A 16,012-nucleotide genomic window follows, 5' to 3' on the forward strand; every position below is an offset into this window, starting at 1 on the left:
AAAGCCGTCTCGGACCTTTATTCTCCGGTTACGGGAACAGTGACCGAGGTGAATGATCGGCTCAACGATGAGCCTGAACTTGTCAATAGCGAGCCGTATGAAGAAGCCTGGATGCTGAGAATCGAAATGAGCGATGCCACAGAAGTAGACGGTTTGCTCGATGCTGATGAATACAAATCGTTTGTTGAGGAAGAGAGCGCCTGATTCGGCTGCTCATTCCGCTATTACGAGTTTCGACTGCCATGGGCTGTTGATTGGCGTATAAATTGTTTTTTCCTGCATAAAGTGCCCGATTGCTTTCGAATTTTCCGGTTGCTGCACATGCGCTTAGGGGAGGCGCAGTGTAGGGTCTGGAATGCCCGATTGAGGATGATTCACCATGTCTGATGCTCGTGCGTCACTTGAGGAGCTTGAAAACAAGGGCGAGTTCATCCGCAGGCATAATGGACCCGATGAGGCCGATATTGCTGCCATGCTTGGAGCGCTGGATTTCTCCTCGCTTGAAGAGCTTATAGAGAAAACTGTTCCTGCCCCTATTATTTCTAGCCATCCCCTTGGCATCGGCGAGAGTCGTACCGAGCAGGAGGTAATGGCCCGCCTTAAATCTCTGGCCTCGAAAAATCGTGTTTTCCGCTCGATGATTGGCATGGGGTATTCAGATTGTCATACTCCAACCGTCATCCTCAGAAATATTTTAGAAAATCCCGGTTGGTACACAGCCTATACGCCCTATCAGCCTGAAATCTCCCAAGGTCGCCTTGAGGCGCTGCTCAACTTTCAAACCATGGTCATGGACTTGACCGGCATGGAGATGACCAACGCCTCGCTCCTCGATGAGGCGACCTCGGCCGCCGAGGCCATGGTGATGTGCTACTCGATAAGCAAATCTGAGAGCAAAAAAATATTTATTTCCGAAGATTGTCATCCCCAGACCATTGAGGTAATGAAAACGCGGGCCGAGCCGATGGGGATTGAAATCGTCGTCGGCGATCATCACGAAGGCTCCTTCGAGGGTGATCCGTATGCCCTGATGCTTCAATATCCGGCTTCATCGGGCGAGGTGTACGACTACGCCTCGCTGGTGGCCGAGGCCCACGAACGGGGCACGTTGGTTATTGTTGCCGCTGATCTACTGAGCCTCACATTGCTCAAGCCACCAGGTGAGTTTGGGGCGGATGTCGTGGTCGGCAATACCCAGCGCTTTGGCGTTCCTCTTGGTTTGGGGGGGCCGCACGCCGCCTACCTAGCCACGAGAGAAAAATACAAACGCTCGATGCCGGGCAGGTTGGTAGGTGTTTCGGTGGATGCAAGCGGCGCCCCGGCGCTCCGGCTCGCTCTCCAGACGCGAGAGCAGCACATTCGCCGCGAGAAGGCGACGAGCAATATTTGCACCTCCCAGGTTTTGCTTGCTGTCATGGCGGGCATGTATGCCGTTTACCATGGTCCCGAAGGCCTCCTGAGAATTGGGCGGCGTGTGCACCGCCTGACATCGATCTTGGCGGCGGGACTTGAGAAACTTGGCTGCGAAATTGAGACTGAAAATTTCTTCGACACTATCACGGTGAAGACAACCGGCGGCTCGGCTGAGATAGGCAAACGGGCTGCAGCAAAGGAGATTAATCTTCGTATTGTAGATACCAAGCGTGTAGGTATCTCATTTGACGAAACCACTCGTCGGCAGGATATCGAGGATCTGTGGATAATTTTCTCGGGCGGTAAGATTGGTTTTTCGTTGGATGAAATTGATCGTTCGGTGGAGGATAATTATCCTTCAGCTCTTGCCCGAACCACCGATTACCTCACCCATCCGGTTTTCAACAGCTATCATCCCGAGCATGAGATGCTCCGCTATATTTTCCGGCTCCAGGAAAAGGACATCGCGCTGACGCGATCGATGATACCTCTTGGCTCGTGCACGATGAAGCTCAATGCTACGACTGAGATGATCCCCGTTTCGTGGCCAGAGTTCGCAAAAATTCATCCCTTTGCCCCCGCCGAGCAAACCGAGGGTTACCGCTTGATGATGGAGGAGCTCAAGGCGATGCTCGCCGACATTGCGGGCTTCGAGGGTGTTTCACTTCAGCCCAATTCGGGTGCCCAGGGCGAGTACACGGGTCTTCTAACAATTCGTAAGTATCATGAAAGCCGGGGCGAGCTTCATCGGAACATCTGTCTGATTCCCAGTTCGGCACACGGTACGAACCCGGCCAGTGCTTCAATGCTCGGCTGGAGGGTTGTTGTCATTGCCTGTGATAAACAGGGGAATGTTGATCTTGTCGATCTGCGTGCCAAGGCCGCCGAGCACAAGGACGATCTTGCCTCCTTGATGATTACCTACCCCTCGACCCACGGTGTTTTTGAGGAAGCGGTGTCGGAGATATGCGGTGTCATCCACGATAATGGTGGTCAAGTATATATGGATGGTGCGAACCTTAATGCCTTGGTTGGCATATGCCGTCCGGGCGAATTTGGCCCCGATGTCATACATATCAACCTGCACAAAACGTTTTCGATTCCCCATGGCGGTGGAGGACCGGGGGCGGGGCCGATATGTGTGGCAGGCCAGCTAGCACCATTTTTACCCAAACATTCGGTCGTGGCAGACGCGGGGCCTGAGACTGGGGTGGGTGCCGTATCGGCTGGCCCGTGGGGAAACGCCGGCGTGTTGCCAATTTCATGGAGCTATATTTCGATGATGGGCTCTAAGGGGCTCATCGAGGCGACGCAGGTTGCTATCCTGAATGCGAACTACACAGCACGGCGTCTGCAGCCGTACTACGATGTTCTCTACACGGGACGAAATGGAATGGTGGCCCACGAATGCATTATCGATTTGAGACCCCTCAAGGATGACTCCGGGGTATCCGCCGAGGATGTGGCCAAGCGGTTGATGGATTTTGGTTTCCATGCCCCGACCATGTCGTTCCCGGTCGTGGGGACGCTGATGATCGAGCCCACCGAGAGTGAATCCAAAGAAGAATTGGATCGCTTTTGCGATGCGATGATCACAATTCGCGAGGAGATACGCGAGATCGAGCAGGGCCGCGCCAGCAAAAATGACAATGTGTTGAAGAATGCACCTCATACCATGGGCGATATCGCCTCGGACGAATGGGCCCACCCCTATTCGAGGGAAAAAGCGGTGTTCCCGCTTCCTTGGGTTCGAGCTAATAAGTATTGGCCGCCCGTTAAGCGTATAGATAATCCCTACGGGGACAAGAACCTTGTTTGTTCATGTCAGCCGATAGAGAGCTACGCTTAATCGGCATTTGTTCTAATGGATCAAAATCCTACAAATCCCCGCTATCTCGATACGGGCACGAAGAGCGCCGCCTGGAATATGGCGGTCGATGAAGTGCTTCTCGAAAACTGTCGAGTCTACCTAGCCTCCGGCGCTCCTGACCATGAGGCCCCTTTTGTCTTTCGTCTATATGCTTGGTCTCCAGCGGCCCTCACGGTGGGTAGAAACCAATCTGCCGGGCGGGATATTTTCATCGAGCGACTTTCCGGGGAAGGGGTGGATCTTTGTCGGAGGCTCACCGGAGGGCGGGCGGTGCTACATGATCGGGAAATCACATATTCGATCACAGGGGCCGAGGCGATTCTCGGTGGCACCATCGAGGAGAGTTACAGAAGAATCAGTGGCGGGCTGGCTGCGGGGCTTAGGCGCCTGGGCGCGCCGGTGGAATTTGCTCCACCAAGCGGAAGGGCATATGTCTCTCAAGCATCTTGTTTTGCGACGACCTCGGTTTGGGAGCTATCAATAGGCGGGCGAAAGGTGGCTGGTAGTGCGCAGTGCCGCGAGGGAGGCGCTATTCTCCAACACGGGAGTGTTCTATTGTATTCACCAGAGGAGCGCCTGGCTTCTCTTTTGAAGGTAAGGGGACGTGGTGTCGGCTCACCGGCTGATCATGCAGTCGGTCTTTGCGATGTTCTGGGCCGTGAGGTGAGCTATGGCGAGGCTTCCATAGCCCTCAGGGCGGGGATGGAAGAGGTGTTTGGCCCTTTTGCGGAGGAGCCGCTTAGTGAGGCCGAACGGGCTCGAGCCGAGGAAGTTCATGTCAATCGATATGGCAACTTCGAGTGGACGCTTGGCCGCTCATCGGGCGCTTCATCTTGACACCCTCTATCTACAAGTCATATCGTCAAGCTCATAGGCGGGTGTAACTCAGCGGTAGAGTGCCAGCTTCCCAAGCTGGACGTCGAGGGTTCGAATCCCTTCACCCGCTCCATAATTTTATCCGCCTAGGAACGCCGCATTTTATCTTCCTTTCACTTGGATGGATGGGGGCGTCGATAGAAATGTCTTTGGTTTCCTCAGGGTCCGATCTTCTCGAATCATCGTTTGTCGTTGATCTGCATCTTCATTCGAATGCTTCGGATGGCGCTGACTCGCCTAGCCGCGTTATGGAGCGTGCAAGTGCGGCGGGGCTCAAAGTTGTTTCGCTGACTGACCACGACACTGTGGATGGTCTTGAGGAGGCGCGCAGGGAGGCCGGTCGCTTGGGGATTGAGTTCGTGAATGGCGTTGAGCTCTCCTCTTCTCATGAAGGACGTCTTGTTCATATCTTGGGTCACTTCATTCGCCCGGATGCTCCGGAGTTGATGGCGCAAATGAGTCGCTATATGGAAAAGCGAAAAAACCGGATGGCCGAGATGATCGGGCGTCTGCTGGCGATGGGTGTCATGATCGATCCGGACGAATTCATGCTCGAATTTGGTAATGCGGCGAGTATAGGACGAGGTCATTTGTCAGCCTATATGGTGCAAAAGAGAATTGTTAATCGGCGCGAAGAAGTTTTTGAGAAATATATCGGCGAGGGCGGGGCAGCTTATGTCGAGCTCGATATGATAGAGCCGGCCGAGGCGGTTCGCCTAATTGCGTTGGCAGGTGGGGTCGCGAGCTTCGCGCACCCGAACCTCTCTGGCGCTGATGAAATTATCCCTGATCTTATCGAGGCTGGGCTGGTCGGGATAGAGGCCGAGCATCTCTCCCAAGGGGATGACGACCGGAGGCGCTACCGAGATCTCGCCGAACAATATGGTCTTGTTTTGACTGGTGGCTCGGATTGCCACGGTGCGAAACCCGGGCCCGAGCGGCTGGGACAATGTCGGCAGAGCATGGGAAGTTTTCGTGCACTTCAGAGTAGATTAGTTTCGTCTGATTAGGCCAGTCCAGATTAGAGAATTGCATGATTTTGCCCGTTCATTCCGTAGGGGGGTGCGCTGGGCCGCCTAGATGAGGTATTGTCCCAAGGATTGGGTCTTGAATTTGTCTTCGGCGAGTTTCAGGACCATATTGACCGTTGTAATTGCCTGGGCTCCGGGTTGTTTAGCGCGAGGAGAAACGCAAATGCGTTTGCGGAAAGAGATGATCGAGCGGATTTCTAGCAAAGTTGTCGAACGTCTGCTTAAGCGGGAGATTATTGAGACCAGCGGGAGTGAGGAGGCCCTATGCGCTCGCATGGCTAACATTATTGAAGAAGATCTCCTGGTGGAGGATCGGTTAAACGATGAAGTGAAAGGCATCCTTCTCGATCATCAGGACGACATGGATAAAGACAATGTTGACTACAGCCGAATGTTTACCATGGTGAAAACCAAGCTTGCCCGCGAGCGAAACCTGGTACTTTAATCCGGCGCTAGTCACGCTTGGAAGGGAGGATGCGCTAATGCGTATCAGCCGAGAGAAGATCAACCACCTCTCGAATTTGATTGTCAAGGATCTAGAGGAATACGATGATGTCGAATTCTTCGGTGAGATGACCGATATTCGAATCAACATTGTCCGTGCGATTACGAATGAGTTGACCATCGATGACGAAATTGACGAAGAAGTTCGCCGGATACTCAGTAGCTATTCCAGTCGTCTTGTCGAGGGTACGCGGGAGTGGGAAATTCTCTATGCCAAGCACTACGAGCAGGAAGCGAACCGCCGAGGCGTTTAGGGTGCTGGCGAGAGCAGTCTGTTCTTATTGTGGTGGGATCTGATTTTGCTTCGCGTTGGTCTCACGGGTGGAATCGCTAGCGGCAAAACCACTGTTAGTAAATTGCTCATCAAAAACGGTATTCCTGTAATTGATTCCGATATTATTGCTCGCGATTTAGTGAAACCTGGAACCGAGGCACTTTCTGAGATTGTTGTCGCGTTGGGTGCTGATGTGCTTGCCCTTGACGGTAGCCTTGACAGGGGGCGTGTTGGGGAAGTGGTTTTTGGCGATGAGTCGAGCCGCCTTGCACTGGAAAACATTCTTCACCCGCGAATTAAGGTTGAGCAGGATCGCTGGCTTGATGCCAGGGAGTCTGAAGGTGAATCTTCCGTTGCTGTAGTAGACGCGGCGCTCATGATCGAGTCCGGTGGCTGGCGGCGGTTTGACTTGCTAGTCGTTGTCGCATGTTGTGAGGAGGAACAACTCGCCCGTACCCTGAGTAGAGGGGGCCTCAGTGAGGAGGCCGTACGTGCTCGAATCGCTTCTCAGATTCCTCTCGCAGACAAAGTGAAATATGCTGATCGTGTTGTGGACAACAGTGGAACTCTCGATGAGCTTACCAAAGAGGTGGAAGCGTTGGTTGCATGGCTTCTAGAAAAGGCCCGGGAATAAGAAAATGAATGATTGACAAATTTTTCCCTTGCCTCTACATTTATCGTAGTTTTGGTTCTATGAGTCCTCGATTGGTATTTCGCCCCCAATTCCGGTGTATCTATTAAAAATGTTGTTTGGTTTGGGAACGGGCGTTAAAGAGTCGTGGAGTCGTGAACTAGTAAGCGTCTCATGACGAAGACGTTTTTTTGAAGTTGCTGCTTGAAGAAATGGCCAAAGAAGTACACATCCCAGAATTTATTTACCCACTCAGATACGGGTTTTGAAGTTGAAATGAGAAAGTTATTTAGAACAATAGCCGCCTGAGAGTCGTAGTAAACCTGGTTAGTTTTGTTTTTTTTATGTTTCTTCGCCGCAAGAGGCTACTTGTTGTTGCCTCCCTGCAGCGGGTGTGGCGGTGACGGCGCTCATCAGGGTGCCGTTCCACACCCCGGGCCGCGAAGATAAGCCCACCAAGTAAGGAGATAGTTGTAATGGCAGTGGAAACTAAGAGTCGAGATCTGAATCTTGCGGAATTGAAGAAAAAAACCATTACCGAGTTGCACTCGATTCTCAAGGAATTGAAAATCGAGGGTGCCAGTGGCCTTCGCAAACAGGATCTTATCTATAAAATTATTGAGACCCAGTCCGGTAAGGACCGTGAGGGTGTCATTTACGGGGAAGGAGTGCTTGAAATCCTTCCTGATGGATTCGGCTTCCTACGATCATCAGACTACAATTATCTTCCGGGTCCTGATGATATCTATGTGTCTCCTAGCCAGATTCGCAGATTCGATCTCCGGACGGGCGATACGATCAGCGGTCAGATTCGCCAGCCAAAGGAAGGCGAGCGCTACTTTGCTTTGCTCAAGGTGGAGCAGATCAATTTTGAGCCTCCAGAGGCGAGCAAAGACAAGATTCTCTTTGATAATCTCACGCCGCTTTATCCTGAAAAGCGTATCACGCTTGAACTGGCATCCGAGGGGAAAGCAAACAACGGCAAATCCTCGAAAAATGGGCGGGTCGCCAAAGACGCCAGCATCCGCGTTCTCGACTTAATGACTCCTATCGGGTTCGGGCAGCGTGGTCTTATCGTCGCTGCCCCGCGTACGGGTAAGACAATGCTCCTCCAGGCCATTGCCAAGAGCATAGCCACCAACCACCCGGACGCTCACCTCATCGTTTTGCTCATCGACGAGCGTCCCGAGGAGGTAACCGACATGGAGCGCTCCGTTCGGGGCGAGGTCGTTAGCTCGACCTTTGATGAGCCAGCCACTCGCCACGTGCAGGTTGCCGACATGGTGATTGAGAAAGCAAAGCGACTCGTAGAGCATAAAAAGGATGTCGTAATCCTTCTTGATTCGATTACTCGCTTGGCGAGGGCACACAACACTATTATTTCGCCGAGCGGCAAGGTTCTCTCGGGTGGTGTGGACTCGAATGCTCTCCAACGCCCCAAGCGCTTTTTTGGTGCCGCGCGTAATCTTGAGGAAGGTGGCAGCCTCACCATTCTGGCGACGGCGCTGGTTGAAACCGGTAGCCGCATGGACGATGTGATTTTTGAGGAATTCAAGGGCACAGGCAACATGGAAGTCCATCTTGATCGCAAACTCTCCGATAAGCGTGTCTTCCCGTCGATTGACATCAACAAGTCGGGTACCCGCAAAGAAGAGCTTCTCATGGACGAAGCCGAACTCAATCGGGTCTGGGTGCTCCGCAAGGTTCTCCAGCCCCTGGGCAGCGTCGATTCTATGGAGCTTCTCCTTGAGAAGGTTGGCGAGACCGAGACCAACTCTGAATTCTTGCTATCGATGAACAGCTAGACTTCGGGCGCATTCGATAAAACCTTACTTTTTCGGCGAAAGAGTCATTAACTCCCAAAGAGCGGTTTTACGCCTAGCCAAGTTTTGTCGTAGTGTGAATATCTGGGAATACCTTTTAATTCAAGGGATATCGCAGATACTGGACAAAAATAGGCAGTTTCGGTATAAAAACGCCTTCTTCACAAGCTGATGTGAAGAAAGCCGTATTTAAGCGTAAATATTGGACGAATATCTCGGGGGACGGCCTTACTGGCCCGGCGTGAATGTGCCCCCCTCTGTAGTGAGGAGCAGTCTGCGATGAGAACGGAAATCCACCCCGAGGTTCATGAAACAACAGTTGTTTGTAGTGGTTGTCAGGCCGAATTTAAAACCCACTCGACGGTAGAAAATATTCGCATCGAGATCTGCTCGAACTGTCATCCTTTTTATACGGGCAAACAATCTCGGATTATCGACACCGAAGGTCGTGTTGAGAAATTCGTTAAGAAATTCCAAGGCTTGGAAACTCGTGTCTCAAAGCGCAAGCGCAAGATGGCGTCGCGCGATGCAGATGTTGCTGCTCTAGCCGAACGAGAGAAGAATAAAGAGTCTGAGGAGAAGGCGGCCCGCGAGGAGGCTAGGCAGAGCCGCCGCGAGGAGCAGGCCGCGATCAAGGCCACCCGGGACGCCGAGGAGGCGAAACAGCAAGCAGCTGCCCCTGTGGCGGAAGCGCCCCCGGTGCCCGAGTCGGAATCACCCGAGCCAGAGGCTTCCTCTGAGTCAACCGAACAATCCTGAGTTTTCCCTCTTGATTTGAGGCCGATTCCGGAGCGATCTCAGCCTCCTGCGCCGGTATCACACCCGCTTTCCGCGGGAGATGGAGCCTCAACGCCATGATAGAAAAATTCGACCAAATACGCGAAAAGCACAAAGCGCTTGAGTTGCGTCTTTCCGATCCTAATCTCATCAAGGATCGGAAAAAGTTTGAGCAGACGGCCCGTGAGCACAAAGAAATCTCGCGAATCGTAGTGGTCTTCGAGGAGTGGCGCACCTGCAATGAATCGCTCGAGGATGCACGACTGCTTCTCGATGACTCCGATGTCGAGATGCGCAATTTGGCAAAAGAGGAAGTCGAGGAATTCGAACCTAAACTTGAGGAAATCGAACTGCGTCTGAGGCGTATGATGCTTCCCAAGGATGCCAACGATGACAAAAACGTCATTATCGAGGTTCGCGCCGGAACCGGCGGGGATGAAGCGGCCCTGTTCGCCGCCGATCTCTACCGTATGTATTCGCGATACGCCGAAATAAAAGGCTGGGGCGTCGAGGAGTTGAACCGAAATGGGAATAACCTTGGGGGCCTTAAGGAAGTTACTGCGTTGATAAAGGGTGCCGGAGCTTATAGTCAGCTTAAGTTTGAGAGTGGCACCCATCGAGTTCAGCGCGTCCCCTCTACTGAGAGCCAAGGTCGTATTCACACATCGGCCGCGACGGTGGCCATTCTCCCTGAGGCCGATGAAGTTGAGCTCAATGTTCCGGAAATAGACCTGCGGTTCGACGTTTACCGCTCCTCGGGGCCCGGCGGGCAGAGCGTGAACACGACTGACTCGGCCGTGCGGATAACCCATCTGCCTACTGGCATTGTTGTCACTTGCCAGGATGAGAAAAGCCAGCATAAGAATAAAGCCAAGGGGTTGAAGATTCTAATGTCGCATATTCTCGACCTTGAGACGCGCAAGCTGAACGATGCGCGATCTGCCGAGAGAAAAAGCCAGATTGGCTCGGGCGATAGAAGCGACCGAATCCGGACCTATAATTTCCCGCAGGACCGTGTGACGGATCACCGCATTAACTATACCCAACACAGTCTCCCAAATTTCCTCGAAGGTGAGATCGAAGAAATGGTTCGCCGCGTCATTGAAACCAGAGAAGCAGAACGTTTAGCGGAATTCGAGGAAGAATCCCCCCAGGATGTATCGGAATGAGAAACGTTTTACCGACATTATCGAGGTGGCCTGAGGGCTCCCTGGGCGGTGAGTTCGAGCGTTTCAAAAGCCGTTTCTCCAAAGCTGGAATCGAGAATGCAGCCACAGATGCCGCCGCGCTGCTCTGCTGGGTAGCTGGCTGCGACCGCTCACGGCTGGCGGCATATCCCGAGGAGCTTTTGAGTCAGGAGGCGCTGGATAAACTCTCTGGTGCTGCTCAACGGCGCGAGGCAAGAGAGCCCCTGGCCTACATTGTGGGAGAGCGCGAATTTTGGTCGCTTACCTTTGAGGTTGGGCCGACTGTATTAATTCCGAGGCCAGAAACCGAGCTTCTGGTCGAGCGAGCATTGTCATTTTTGTCCGAGGAGGTAGCCCCTCGCATCCTCGATTTATGTGCCGGTAGCGGCGCGGTCGGCGTAGCACTCGCCAAGGAAATTCCTGGTGCGCATATCGTTGCCACGGACCTGAGCGAGCCTGCGTTGGCGCTGGTGGCCAGGAATGCATGGCGAAACGGGATGGGTGATCGAGTCGAGACTATTCATTCGGATCTTTTCGAGAAGATATCCCGAGATGGTACGTTTGATGTCATTGTTTCTAACCCACCCTATGTCCCCTCGGGCGAGATCGATGGTCTGATGCCGGAAGTCTCCCGTTTCGAGCCTAGGGGGGCGCTCGACGGTGGGCCGGATGGTACGGTTTTTCTAAACCAGATAGTACACGAGGCTCCGGCAAGATTGAAAAAAGGTGGGGCGCTCCTCCTTGAAATGGATCCTGGGCAGATTGCCGAATGCAGTCAGATGATTCGGCACAGTGGCGTCTGGGACGAGCCCGTGGCAAGTAGCGATCTATCCGGTAAAAATCGCGTCCTTGAAGCACGGAAGGTGTAGGTGATGGATCAGTTTCGAATTCATGGGGGCAAGGCCCTTCGGGGCGGCGTCGAGGCGGCGGGTTCTAAGAATGCGACGCTGCCGATATTGGCGGCCTCGCTGTTGGCCGATTCTCCTTGCCGGTTGACGCGGGTACCTAACCTAAGGGACACAGAAACGTTTCTGACCCTACTTGGTGAATTTGGGCTTAGTGTAGAGAGACCTGTTCCGCGTGAGGTCATCATTGACACCTCTGGCGCAAGGACGGGTGTTGCCCCTTATGATTTAGTGCGGACGATGCGTGCCTCGGTCATGGTGCTCGGCCCATTGGTTACCCGGTTTGGCGAGGCGCAGGTCTCCTTGCCTGGGGGATGCGCAATTGGTGCGCGTCCTATTGATCAACACTTGAAGGGCCTTGAGGCAATGGGCGCTGAAATTTCGCTTGAGGAAGGCTATATCGATGTGAAGGCTAAGCGCCTCAAGGGGGCGCGGATCTCATTCGATATGGTCACGGTGACGGGAACAAAGAATTTGATGATGGCGGCCGCGCTCGCAAAGGGGGTGACGGTGCTTGAAAATGCTGCTCTGGAGCCTGAGGTCTCCTATCTCGCGGATCTTATTAACCAGATGGGCGGTCGTGTGAGTGGAGCGGGAACCTCGATCATCGAGATAGAGGGGGTTGATCGCCTGGGTGGCTATGATGTGGAAGTGCCGCCCGACCGAATCGAAGTGGGCACCTTTATGATTGCGGGTGCTATTACGCGCGGCGATGTGACGATACATCGCTGTGTGCCCGAGCACGTGCGCTCCCTGACGCTTAAGCTTCGCGATGCTGGGCTTGAAGTCACTGAGGGCAACGACTGGGTGAGGGTGCTGGCGAACGGGCCAATTAAGCCGGTGAACATCAAGACTGCTGCCTATCCGGGGTTTCCGACCGATCTTCAGGCGCAGTTTATGGTGTTGATGACGCTGGCGAAGGGGTCGTGCGCGATTACCGAGACGATATTCGAGAATCGCTTCATGCATGCCGCCGAAATTATACGCATGGGTGCGAAAGTCGTTATTGACGGTCGCACGGCCCATTTAGACGGAGTCGAGGAGCTGGCGGGCGCGCATGTTATGGCGACTGACCTCCGGGCGAGCGCTTCGCTAGTGCTCGCCGGTCTGGCTGCGAAAGGTGATACGATTGTTCGGCGCGTCTATCATATAGACAGGGGTTATGAGCGAATTGAAGAGCGCTTGCGGACGCTGGGCGCGGAAATTGAGCGGGTGAGCGAATGAGTGAAAACAATAATGGTGGTCTTTTGACGCTGGCCCTGCCCAAGGGGCGGATATTTACGACGGCGGTTGAGCGTCTTTTAGAGGCGGGTCTTCTCTCAAAGACCATCTCGGATAAATCGCGACTTCTCATTCACGAGGATAAAAAAACGGGTGTGCGCGTTCTGATCCTAAGGAACTACGATGTTCCCACCTATGTCGAGCGCGGCGCGGCGGACCTGGGCGTCATCGGCAAAGATGTGCTCTTGGAGCAGAACCGAGAGGTCTACGAGCCTTTGGATCTTCATTTTGCCCCTTGTCGTTTAATGATTGCCGTTCCTGAGGGGCAGAGTTGGGAAGGGCTATCTCGAAAAATGAATCTTCGTATCGCGACTAAATTTCCTGGTATCACAGCCCGCTATTTAGAATCGCAGGGTATCCAGGCGCAGACAATTCACCTCTACGGGAACGTTGAGATTGCACCTGCAACCGGGGTGGCTGACGCCGTCGTGGACCTCGTCGACACGGGTGGCACCCTAGTAGCCAACGGCCTTGTGCCCGTACTTGAGATTTTCAGCGCCACAGCGCGTCTTATTGTCAATCGAGCTAGCCTCAAAACCAGACACGACCGCGTGAGTGCTTTTACAGCTGCGATGAAAAAAGTGTGTAAGCCCACGAAGAAAAAGGCTGCAAAATGAAGCGCCCGCTCCGCTGGGGAAGCGATGAGGCGAACATCGAAGTCTTGTCCTCGCTTCTCTCGGCGAGACTCACCTCCGGCGACGCCGAAGAGGCCGTCCGCACCATTGTCGATCAATTCAGGGATTCTGGGCCTCTCGCCGAACAGGGCGGAATGGCCGAGGTAAATGAAAAGAAGGAAGAGGCCCTTCTTCAATTCACCGAAAAATTTGACGGTCCAGAACCCGGTTCCTATAAAATTGCTATCACCAAAGATGAAATGGAAGAAGCGCTCGAAGAAATTGAGAGCGATGTACAGGACGCTCTTGAAATCGCCGCCGGGCGCATTCGAGTGTTTCACGAAGCTGGCCTTCCCCGGCCCGTTGAAATCGACCGCCTGGGAGAGAAGCTTTCCCTGCGCCCGACCCCACTCCGGCGGGTGGGATTGTATGTCCCGGGCGGCACCGCTGCCTATCCCTCAACATTGTTGATGGGCGCAATCGCTGCCAAAGCGGCTGGGGTGGAAGAGGTGGTTGTCTGCACTCCTCCCGGAAAAGACGGGGGGGTTCCCGCATCGGTGCTCGCGGCGGCGGCGATAGCGGGTGTGGACAAGATGTTCCGCGCTGGCGGAGCGCAGGCCATCGCCGCCATGGCTTATGGAACGACATCGATTCCGAGTGTGGACAAGATTGTTGGCCCCGGCAACGAATATGTCACCGCCGCCAAGCGCCTCGTGCGCGATAAGGTGGACATAGATAAAGATGCGGGTCCGAGCGAGGTCGTCGTCGTGATCGACGATGCAGCAAACGCCGATTGGGCCGCCGCCGACATGATCGCGCAGGCCGAGCACGACGAGGACGCCATGGCCGTCGGCCTCGCGGTGGGGAGCGCGGCGGCGGGTGCGCTGGCCGATGCCGTCGAGCGCCAACTCGCTGATGAGGCTTACGATGGACGGAGCGGGATAATCGATCGGGCGCTTGATCACCGGGGCGCTATCTTCGAGGTGGAAAATTTAGATGAGGCTTTAGAGGCCGTCGAGACTCTCGCGCCTGAGCACTTAGAACTTATGATCGAGGACGCGGAGGCATTCGCTGAAAAAGTACGCAATTCAGGCGCAATATTCTGCGGATGCTGGGGCACGGTTCCACTAGGTGATTACATAGTAGGCACGAACCACGTTCTTCCCACTGGCGGCGCGGCGCGATATGCCTCCCCGCTCGGGGTGCTCGATTTTATCAAGTGGACGAGCATTGTCAGCTTCACCGAGCAGGGCGCGAGCCCGCTCATAGAGCCTGCTGCCCGTCTTGCCGACCTCGAGGGGCTCCCTGCCCACGCCCGCTCGCTCAGGCTCAGGCTCAAGGGCAGTGCCTAGAAATTCAACAAGTGTCTCATTTTCCTCCGCTACCCTATTTCAAGGTGGCGCATCTCATTCGAATCGCACATAATGGCGCGCGAAATTGGCGGGAGACTTGTTTAGATTCCCGCAACTAGTTGATTTTCACCCTTTTAAGGAGGCCCCGCCGTGGCAGCGAAAAAGGCGGGCCGCAAGGCCCAGGCGAGCCGTAAGACCAAGGAAACCGATTTTTCCATCTCGGTCGATCTCGATGGTGCAGGGAAAGCATCGATCAAGACCGGCCTCGGATTTTTCGATCACATGCTTGGCCAGATTGCGCGTCACGGCCTCATCGACATCACCGTGCGTGGCAAGGGCGATCTTGATGTGGACGGCCACCATACCGTCGAGGATGTGGGTATCCTCCTGGGCCAGACTCTTGCCAAAGCGATGGGAGACCGTGCGGGCATCACCCGTTATTCGAGCATTCGCCTCCCGATGATGGACGCACTTGTTGCTGTTGCGATGGACGCCGGCGGGCGGGGCAACCTCGTCTTCAGGGGGAGCTTTCCCGAGGCGCAAATCGGCGAGTTCGACACCGCGCTTGTTCGAGAGTTCTTCTGGTCGCTCGCCACCCAGGCGGGGATCGATCTCCACATCGAGGTCTGCTACGGCGAGAACAGCCACCACATGGTCGAGGCTGCCTTCAAGGGCTTTGCCCGAGCGCTGCGCGCTGCCGTAGCTATCGACCCGAGGGAAACGGGTGTCCCCTCGACGAAGGGCGTGCTCTAGCCAAGCAAAGTTAAGTAGCCGAGCGATATCCGTAAAATTTTTACAGTAATAAATTTGTGGAGAAGCCAATGGACCACTCCATCATCGTCATCGACTACGGAATGGGCAACGTGCAAAGCGTCGCCAACGGGCTAAAGAGTATCGGCGCCGAATCGATGCTCTCGGGTGACCCGGCGGATATCGAGGGAGCCTCGGGAATCATCCTCCCCGGTGTGGGTGGTTTTCCCGAGTGCATGAACGCGCTCAATGCTGCTGAGCTTGCCGAGCCGATAAAGGAAGCGATTGCGCGTGGGGTGCCCTACCTTGGCATCTGCCTCGGGCTACAGGTCTTGTTCGAGGCCAGCGAGGAATTTGGCGCAACACCGGGCCTGGGCGTGCTTCCAGGGCGCATCATGAAGTTTCCAGAAGGTGCGAGGGAACTCGGTGCAGATCGAGATATTCGCATCCCCCATATGGGCTGGAACCAGGTCGATATCGAGTGCCCCTCGCCGATTTTAGATGGTGTTAAAAACGGCCAGCATTTTTATTTCGTTCACTCTTATTACGCCGAGCTCTCGAACTCGAATCGCCCGTTCGTCGCGGCCACCTGCGCCTACGGCCTTCCCTTCATCGCCGCTGTTCGCCGCGATAATCTTTTCGCCACCCAGTTTCACCCCGAAAAAAGTGGTTCGCGGGGGTTAGGGATTTTGAAAAGGTTTGCCGGGATTTGTGGGTGAGGGGG

General features: G+C 54.5%; 16 protein-coding genes and 1 tRNA gene. All 17 read left to right on the forward strand.

What is annotated here, in order from left to right; genetic code table 11:
• The coding region (locus tag HOJ95_03045; GenBank protein ID MBT6393661.1) for a glycine cleavage system protein H at nucleotides 1-204 on the forward strand (204 nt) is incomplete at its 5' end.
• Nucleotides 205-379: 175 nt separating this feature from the next.
• Entirely contained in the window at nucleotides 380-3,262 is a 2,883-nt protein-coding gene (gcvP, locus tag HOJ95_03050; GenBank protein MBT6393662.1) for an aminomethyl-transferring glycine dehydrogenase, read from the forward strand.
• A gap of 15 nt (nucleotides 3,263-3,277) precedes the next feature.
• Entirely contained in the window at nucleotides 3,278-4,120 is an 843-nt protein-coding gene (locus HOJ95_03055; GenBank protein MBT6393663.1) for a lipoate--protein ligase family protein, read from the forward strand.
• A 37-nt stretch (nucleotides 4,121-4,157) separates the two neighbouring features.
• A tRNA-Gly gene (locus HOJ95_03060) sits at nucleotides 4,158-4,232 on the forward strand.
• A 70-nt stretch (nucleotides 4,233-4,302) separates the two neighbouring features.
• Nucleotides 4,303-5,169 (forward strand): PHP domain-containing protein, encoded by an 867-nt coding sequence (locus HOJ95_03065; GenBank protein MBT6393664.1) that lies wholly within the window; start codon nucleotides 4,303-4,305, stop codon nucleotides 5,167-5,169.
• A gap of 184 nt (nucleotides 5,170-5,353) precedes the next feature.
• Nucleotides 5,354-5,635, forward strand: coding sequence for a DUF507 family protein (locus HOJ95_03070; GenBank protein ID MBT6393665.1), 282 nt, complete (start codon nucleotides 5,354-5,356; stop codon nucleotides 5,633-5,635).
• 37 nt (nucleotides 5,636-5,672) lie between these two features.
• A complete protein-coding gene (locus tag HOJ95_03075) occupies nucleotides 5,673-5,948 on the forward strand; it encodes a DUF507 family protein (GenBank protein MBT6393666.1) in 276 nt (91 codons plus the stop codon).
• 45 nt (nucleotides 5,949-5,993) lie between these two features.
• Complete coding sequence (locus HOJ95_03080; protein MBT6393667.1) at nucleotides 5,994-6,602, forward strand: dephospho-CoA kinase; 609 nt, start codon at nucleotides 5,994-5,996, stop codon at nucleotides 6,600-6,602.
• 500 nt (nucleotides 6,603-7,102) lie between these two features.
• On the forward strand, nucleotides 7,103-8,404 hold the full coding sequence (gene rho, locus HOJ95_03085) for a transcription termination factor Rho (GenBank protein MBT6393668.1): 1,302 nt from the start codon (nucleotides 7,103-7,105) through the stop codon (nucleotides 8,402-8,404).
• Between the two features lie 297 nt (nucleotides 8,405-8,701).
• Nucleotides 8,702-9,181, forward strand: coding sequence for a 50S ribosomal protein L31 (rpmE, locus tag HOJ95_03090; GenBank protein MBT6393669.1), 480 nt, complete (start codon nucleotides 8,702-8,704; stop codon nucleotides 9,179-9,181).
• Nucleotides 9,182-9,276: 95 nt separating this feature from the next.
• The gene (gene prfA / locus HOJ95_03095) at nucleotides 9,277-10,368 is read left to right on the forward strand and encodes a peptide chain release factor 1 (GenBank protein ID MBT6393670.1); all 1,092 of its coding nucleotides are present in this window, start codon (nucleotides 9,277-9,279) and stop codon (nucleotides 10,366-10,368) included.
• Nucleotides 10,365-11,255, forward strand: coding sequence for a peptide chain release factor N(5)-glutamine methyltransferase (gene prmC, locus HOJ95_03100; protein ID MBT6393671.1), 891 nt, complete (start codon nucleotides 10,365-10,367; stop codon nucleotides 11,253-11,255). The genes prfA and prmC overlap by 4 nt, the downstream gene beginning before the upstream one ends.
• 3 nt (nucleotides 11,256-11,258) lie before the next feature.
• Nucleotides 11,259-12,515: a UDP-N-acetylglucosamine 1-carboxyvinyltransferase gene (murA, locus tag HOJ95_03105; GenBank protein MBT6393672.1), complete on the forward strand. Its 1,257-nt coding sequence runs from the start codon at nucleotides 11,259-11,261 to the stop codon at nucleotides 12,513-12,515.
• On the forward strand, nucleotides 12,512-13,189 hold the full coding sequence (locus HOJ95_03110) for an ATP phosphoribosyltransferase (protein MBT6393673.1): 678 nt from the start codon (nucleotides 12,512-12,514) through the stop codon (nucleotides 13,187-13,189). Before murA ends, HOJ95_03110 begins: the two co-directional genes overlap by 4 nt.
• A complete protein-coding gene (gene hisD / locus HOJ95_03115) occupies nucleotides 13,186-14,538 on the forward strand; it encodes a histidinol dehydrogenase (protein MBT6393674.1) in 1,353 nt (450 codons plus the stop codon). Before HOJ95_03110 ends, hisD begins: the two co-directional genes overlap by 4 nt.
• Before the next feature lie 150 nt (nucleotides 14,539-14,688).
• Nucleotides 14,689-15,291 carry an imidazoleglycerol-phosphate dehydratase HisB gene (hisB, locus tag HOJ95_03120; GenBank protein MBT6393675.1) on the forward strand — a complete coding sequence of 201 codons (603 nt, stop codon included), beginning with the start codon at nucleotides 14,689-14,691 and terminating at the stop codon, nucleotides 15,289-15,291.
• Between the two features lie 68 nt (nucleotides 15,292-15,359).
• A complete protein-coding gene (gene hisH / locus HOJ95_03125) occupies nucleotides 15,360-16,007 on the forward strand; it encodes an imidazole glycerol phosphate synthase subunit HisH (GenBank protein ID MBT6393676.1) in 648 nt (215 codons plus the stop codon).
• Nucleotides 16,008-16,012 lie beyond the last annotated feature (5 nt).

It is taken from the genome of Nitrospinaceae bacterium (genome assembly GCA_018669005.1).
Classification (GTDB): Bacteria; UBA8248; UBA8248; order UBA8248; family UBA8248; genus UBA8248.

What these genes read in the sequence shown, in the direction of transcription:
- hisD (MBT6393674.1), top strand. Translation starts at nt 13,186, where the DNA reads ATGAAGCGCCCGCTCCGCTGGGGAAGCGATGAGGCGAACATCGAAGTC.
- HOJ95_03075 (MBT6393666.1), top strand. Translation starts at nt 5,673, where the DNA reads ATGCGTATCAGCCGAGAGAAGATCAACCACCTCTCGAATTTGATTGTC.
- rpmE (MBT6393669.1), top strand. Translation starts at nt 8,702, where the DNA reads ATGAGAACGGAAATCCACCCCGAGGTTCATGAAACAACAGTTGTTTGT.
- HOJ95_03110 (MBT6393673.1), top strand. Translation starts at nt 12,512, where the DNA reads ATGAGTGAAAACAATAATGGTGGTCTTTTGACGCTGGCCCTGCCCAAG.
- murA (MBT6393672.1), top strand. Translation starts at nt 11,259, where the DNA reads ATGGATCAGTTTCGAATTCATGGGGGCAAGGCCCTTCGGGGCGGCGTC.
- gcvP (MBT6393662.1), top strand. Translation starts at nt 380, where the DNA reads ATGTCTGATGCTCGTGCGTCACTTGAGGAGCTTGAAAACAAGGGCGAG.
- prmC (MBT6393671.1), top strand. Translation starts at nt 10,365, where the DNA reads ATGAGAAACGTTTTACCGACATTATCGAGGTGGCCTGAGGGCTCCCTG.
- hisH (MBT6393676.1), top strand. Translation starts at nt 15,360, where the DNA reads ATGGACCACTCCATCATCGTCATCGACTACGGAATGGGCAACGTGCAA.
- HOJ95_03070 (MBT6393665.1), top strand. Translation starts at nt 5,354, where the DNA reads ATGCGTTTGCGGAAAGAGATGATCGAGCGGATTTCTAGCAAAGTTGTC.
- HOJ95_03055 (MBT6393663.1), top strand. Translation starts at nt 3,278, where the DNA reads ATGGATCAAAATCCTACAAATCCCCGCTATCTCGATACGGGCACGAAG.
- HOJ95_03065 (MBT6393664.1), top strand. Translation starts at nt 4,303, where the DNA reads ATGTCTTTGGTTTCCTCAGGGTCCGATCTTCTCGAATCATCGTTTGTC.
- prfA (MBT6393670.1), top strand. Translation starts at nt 9,277, where the DNA reads ATGATAGAAAAATTCGACCAAATACGCGAAAAGCACAAAGCGCTTGAG.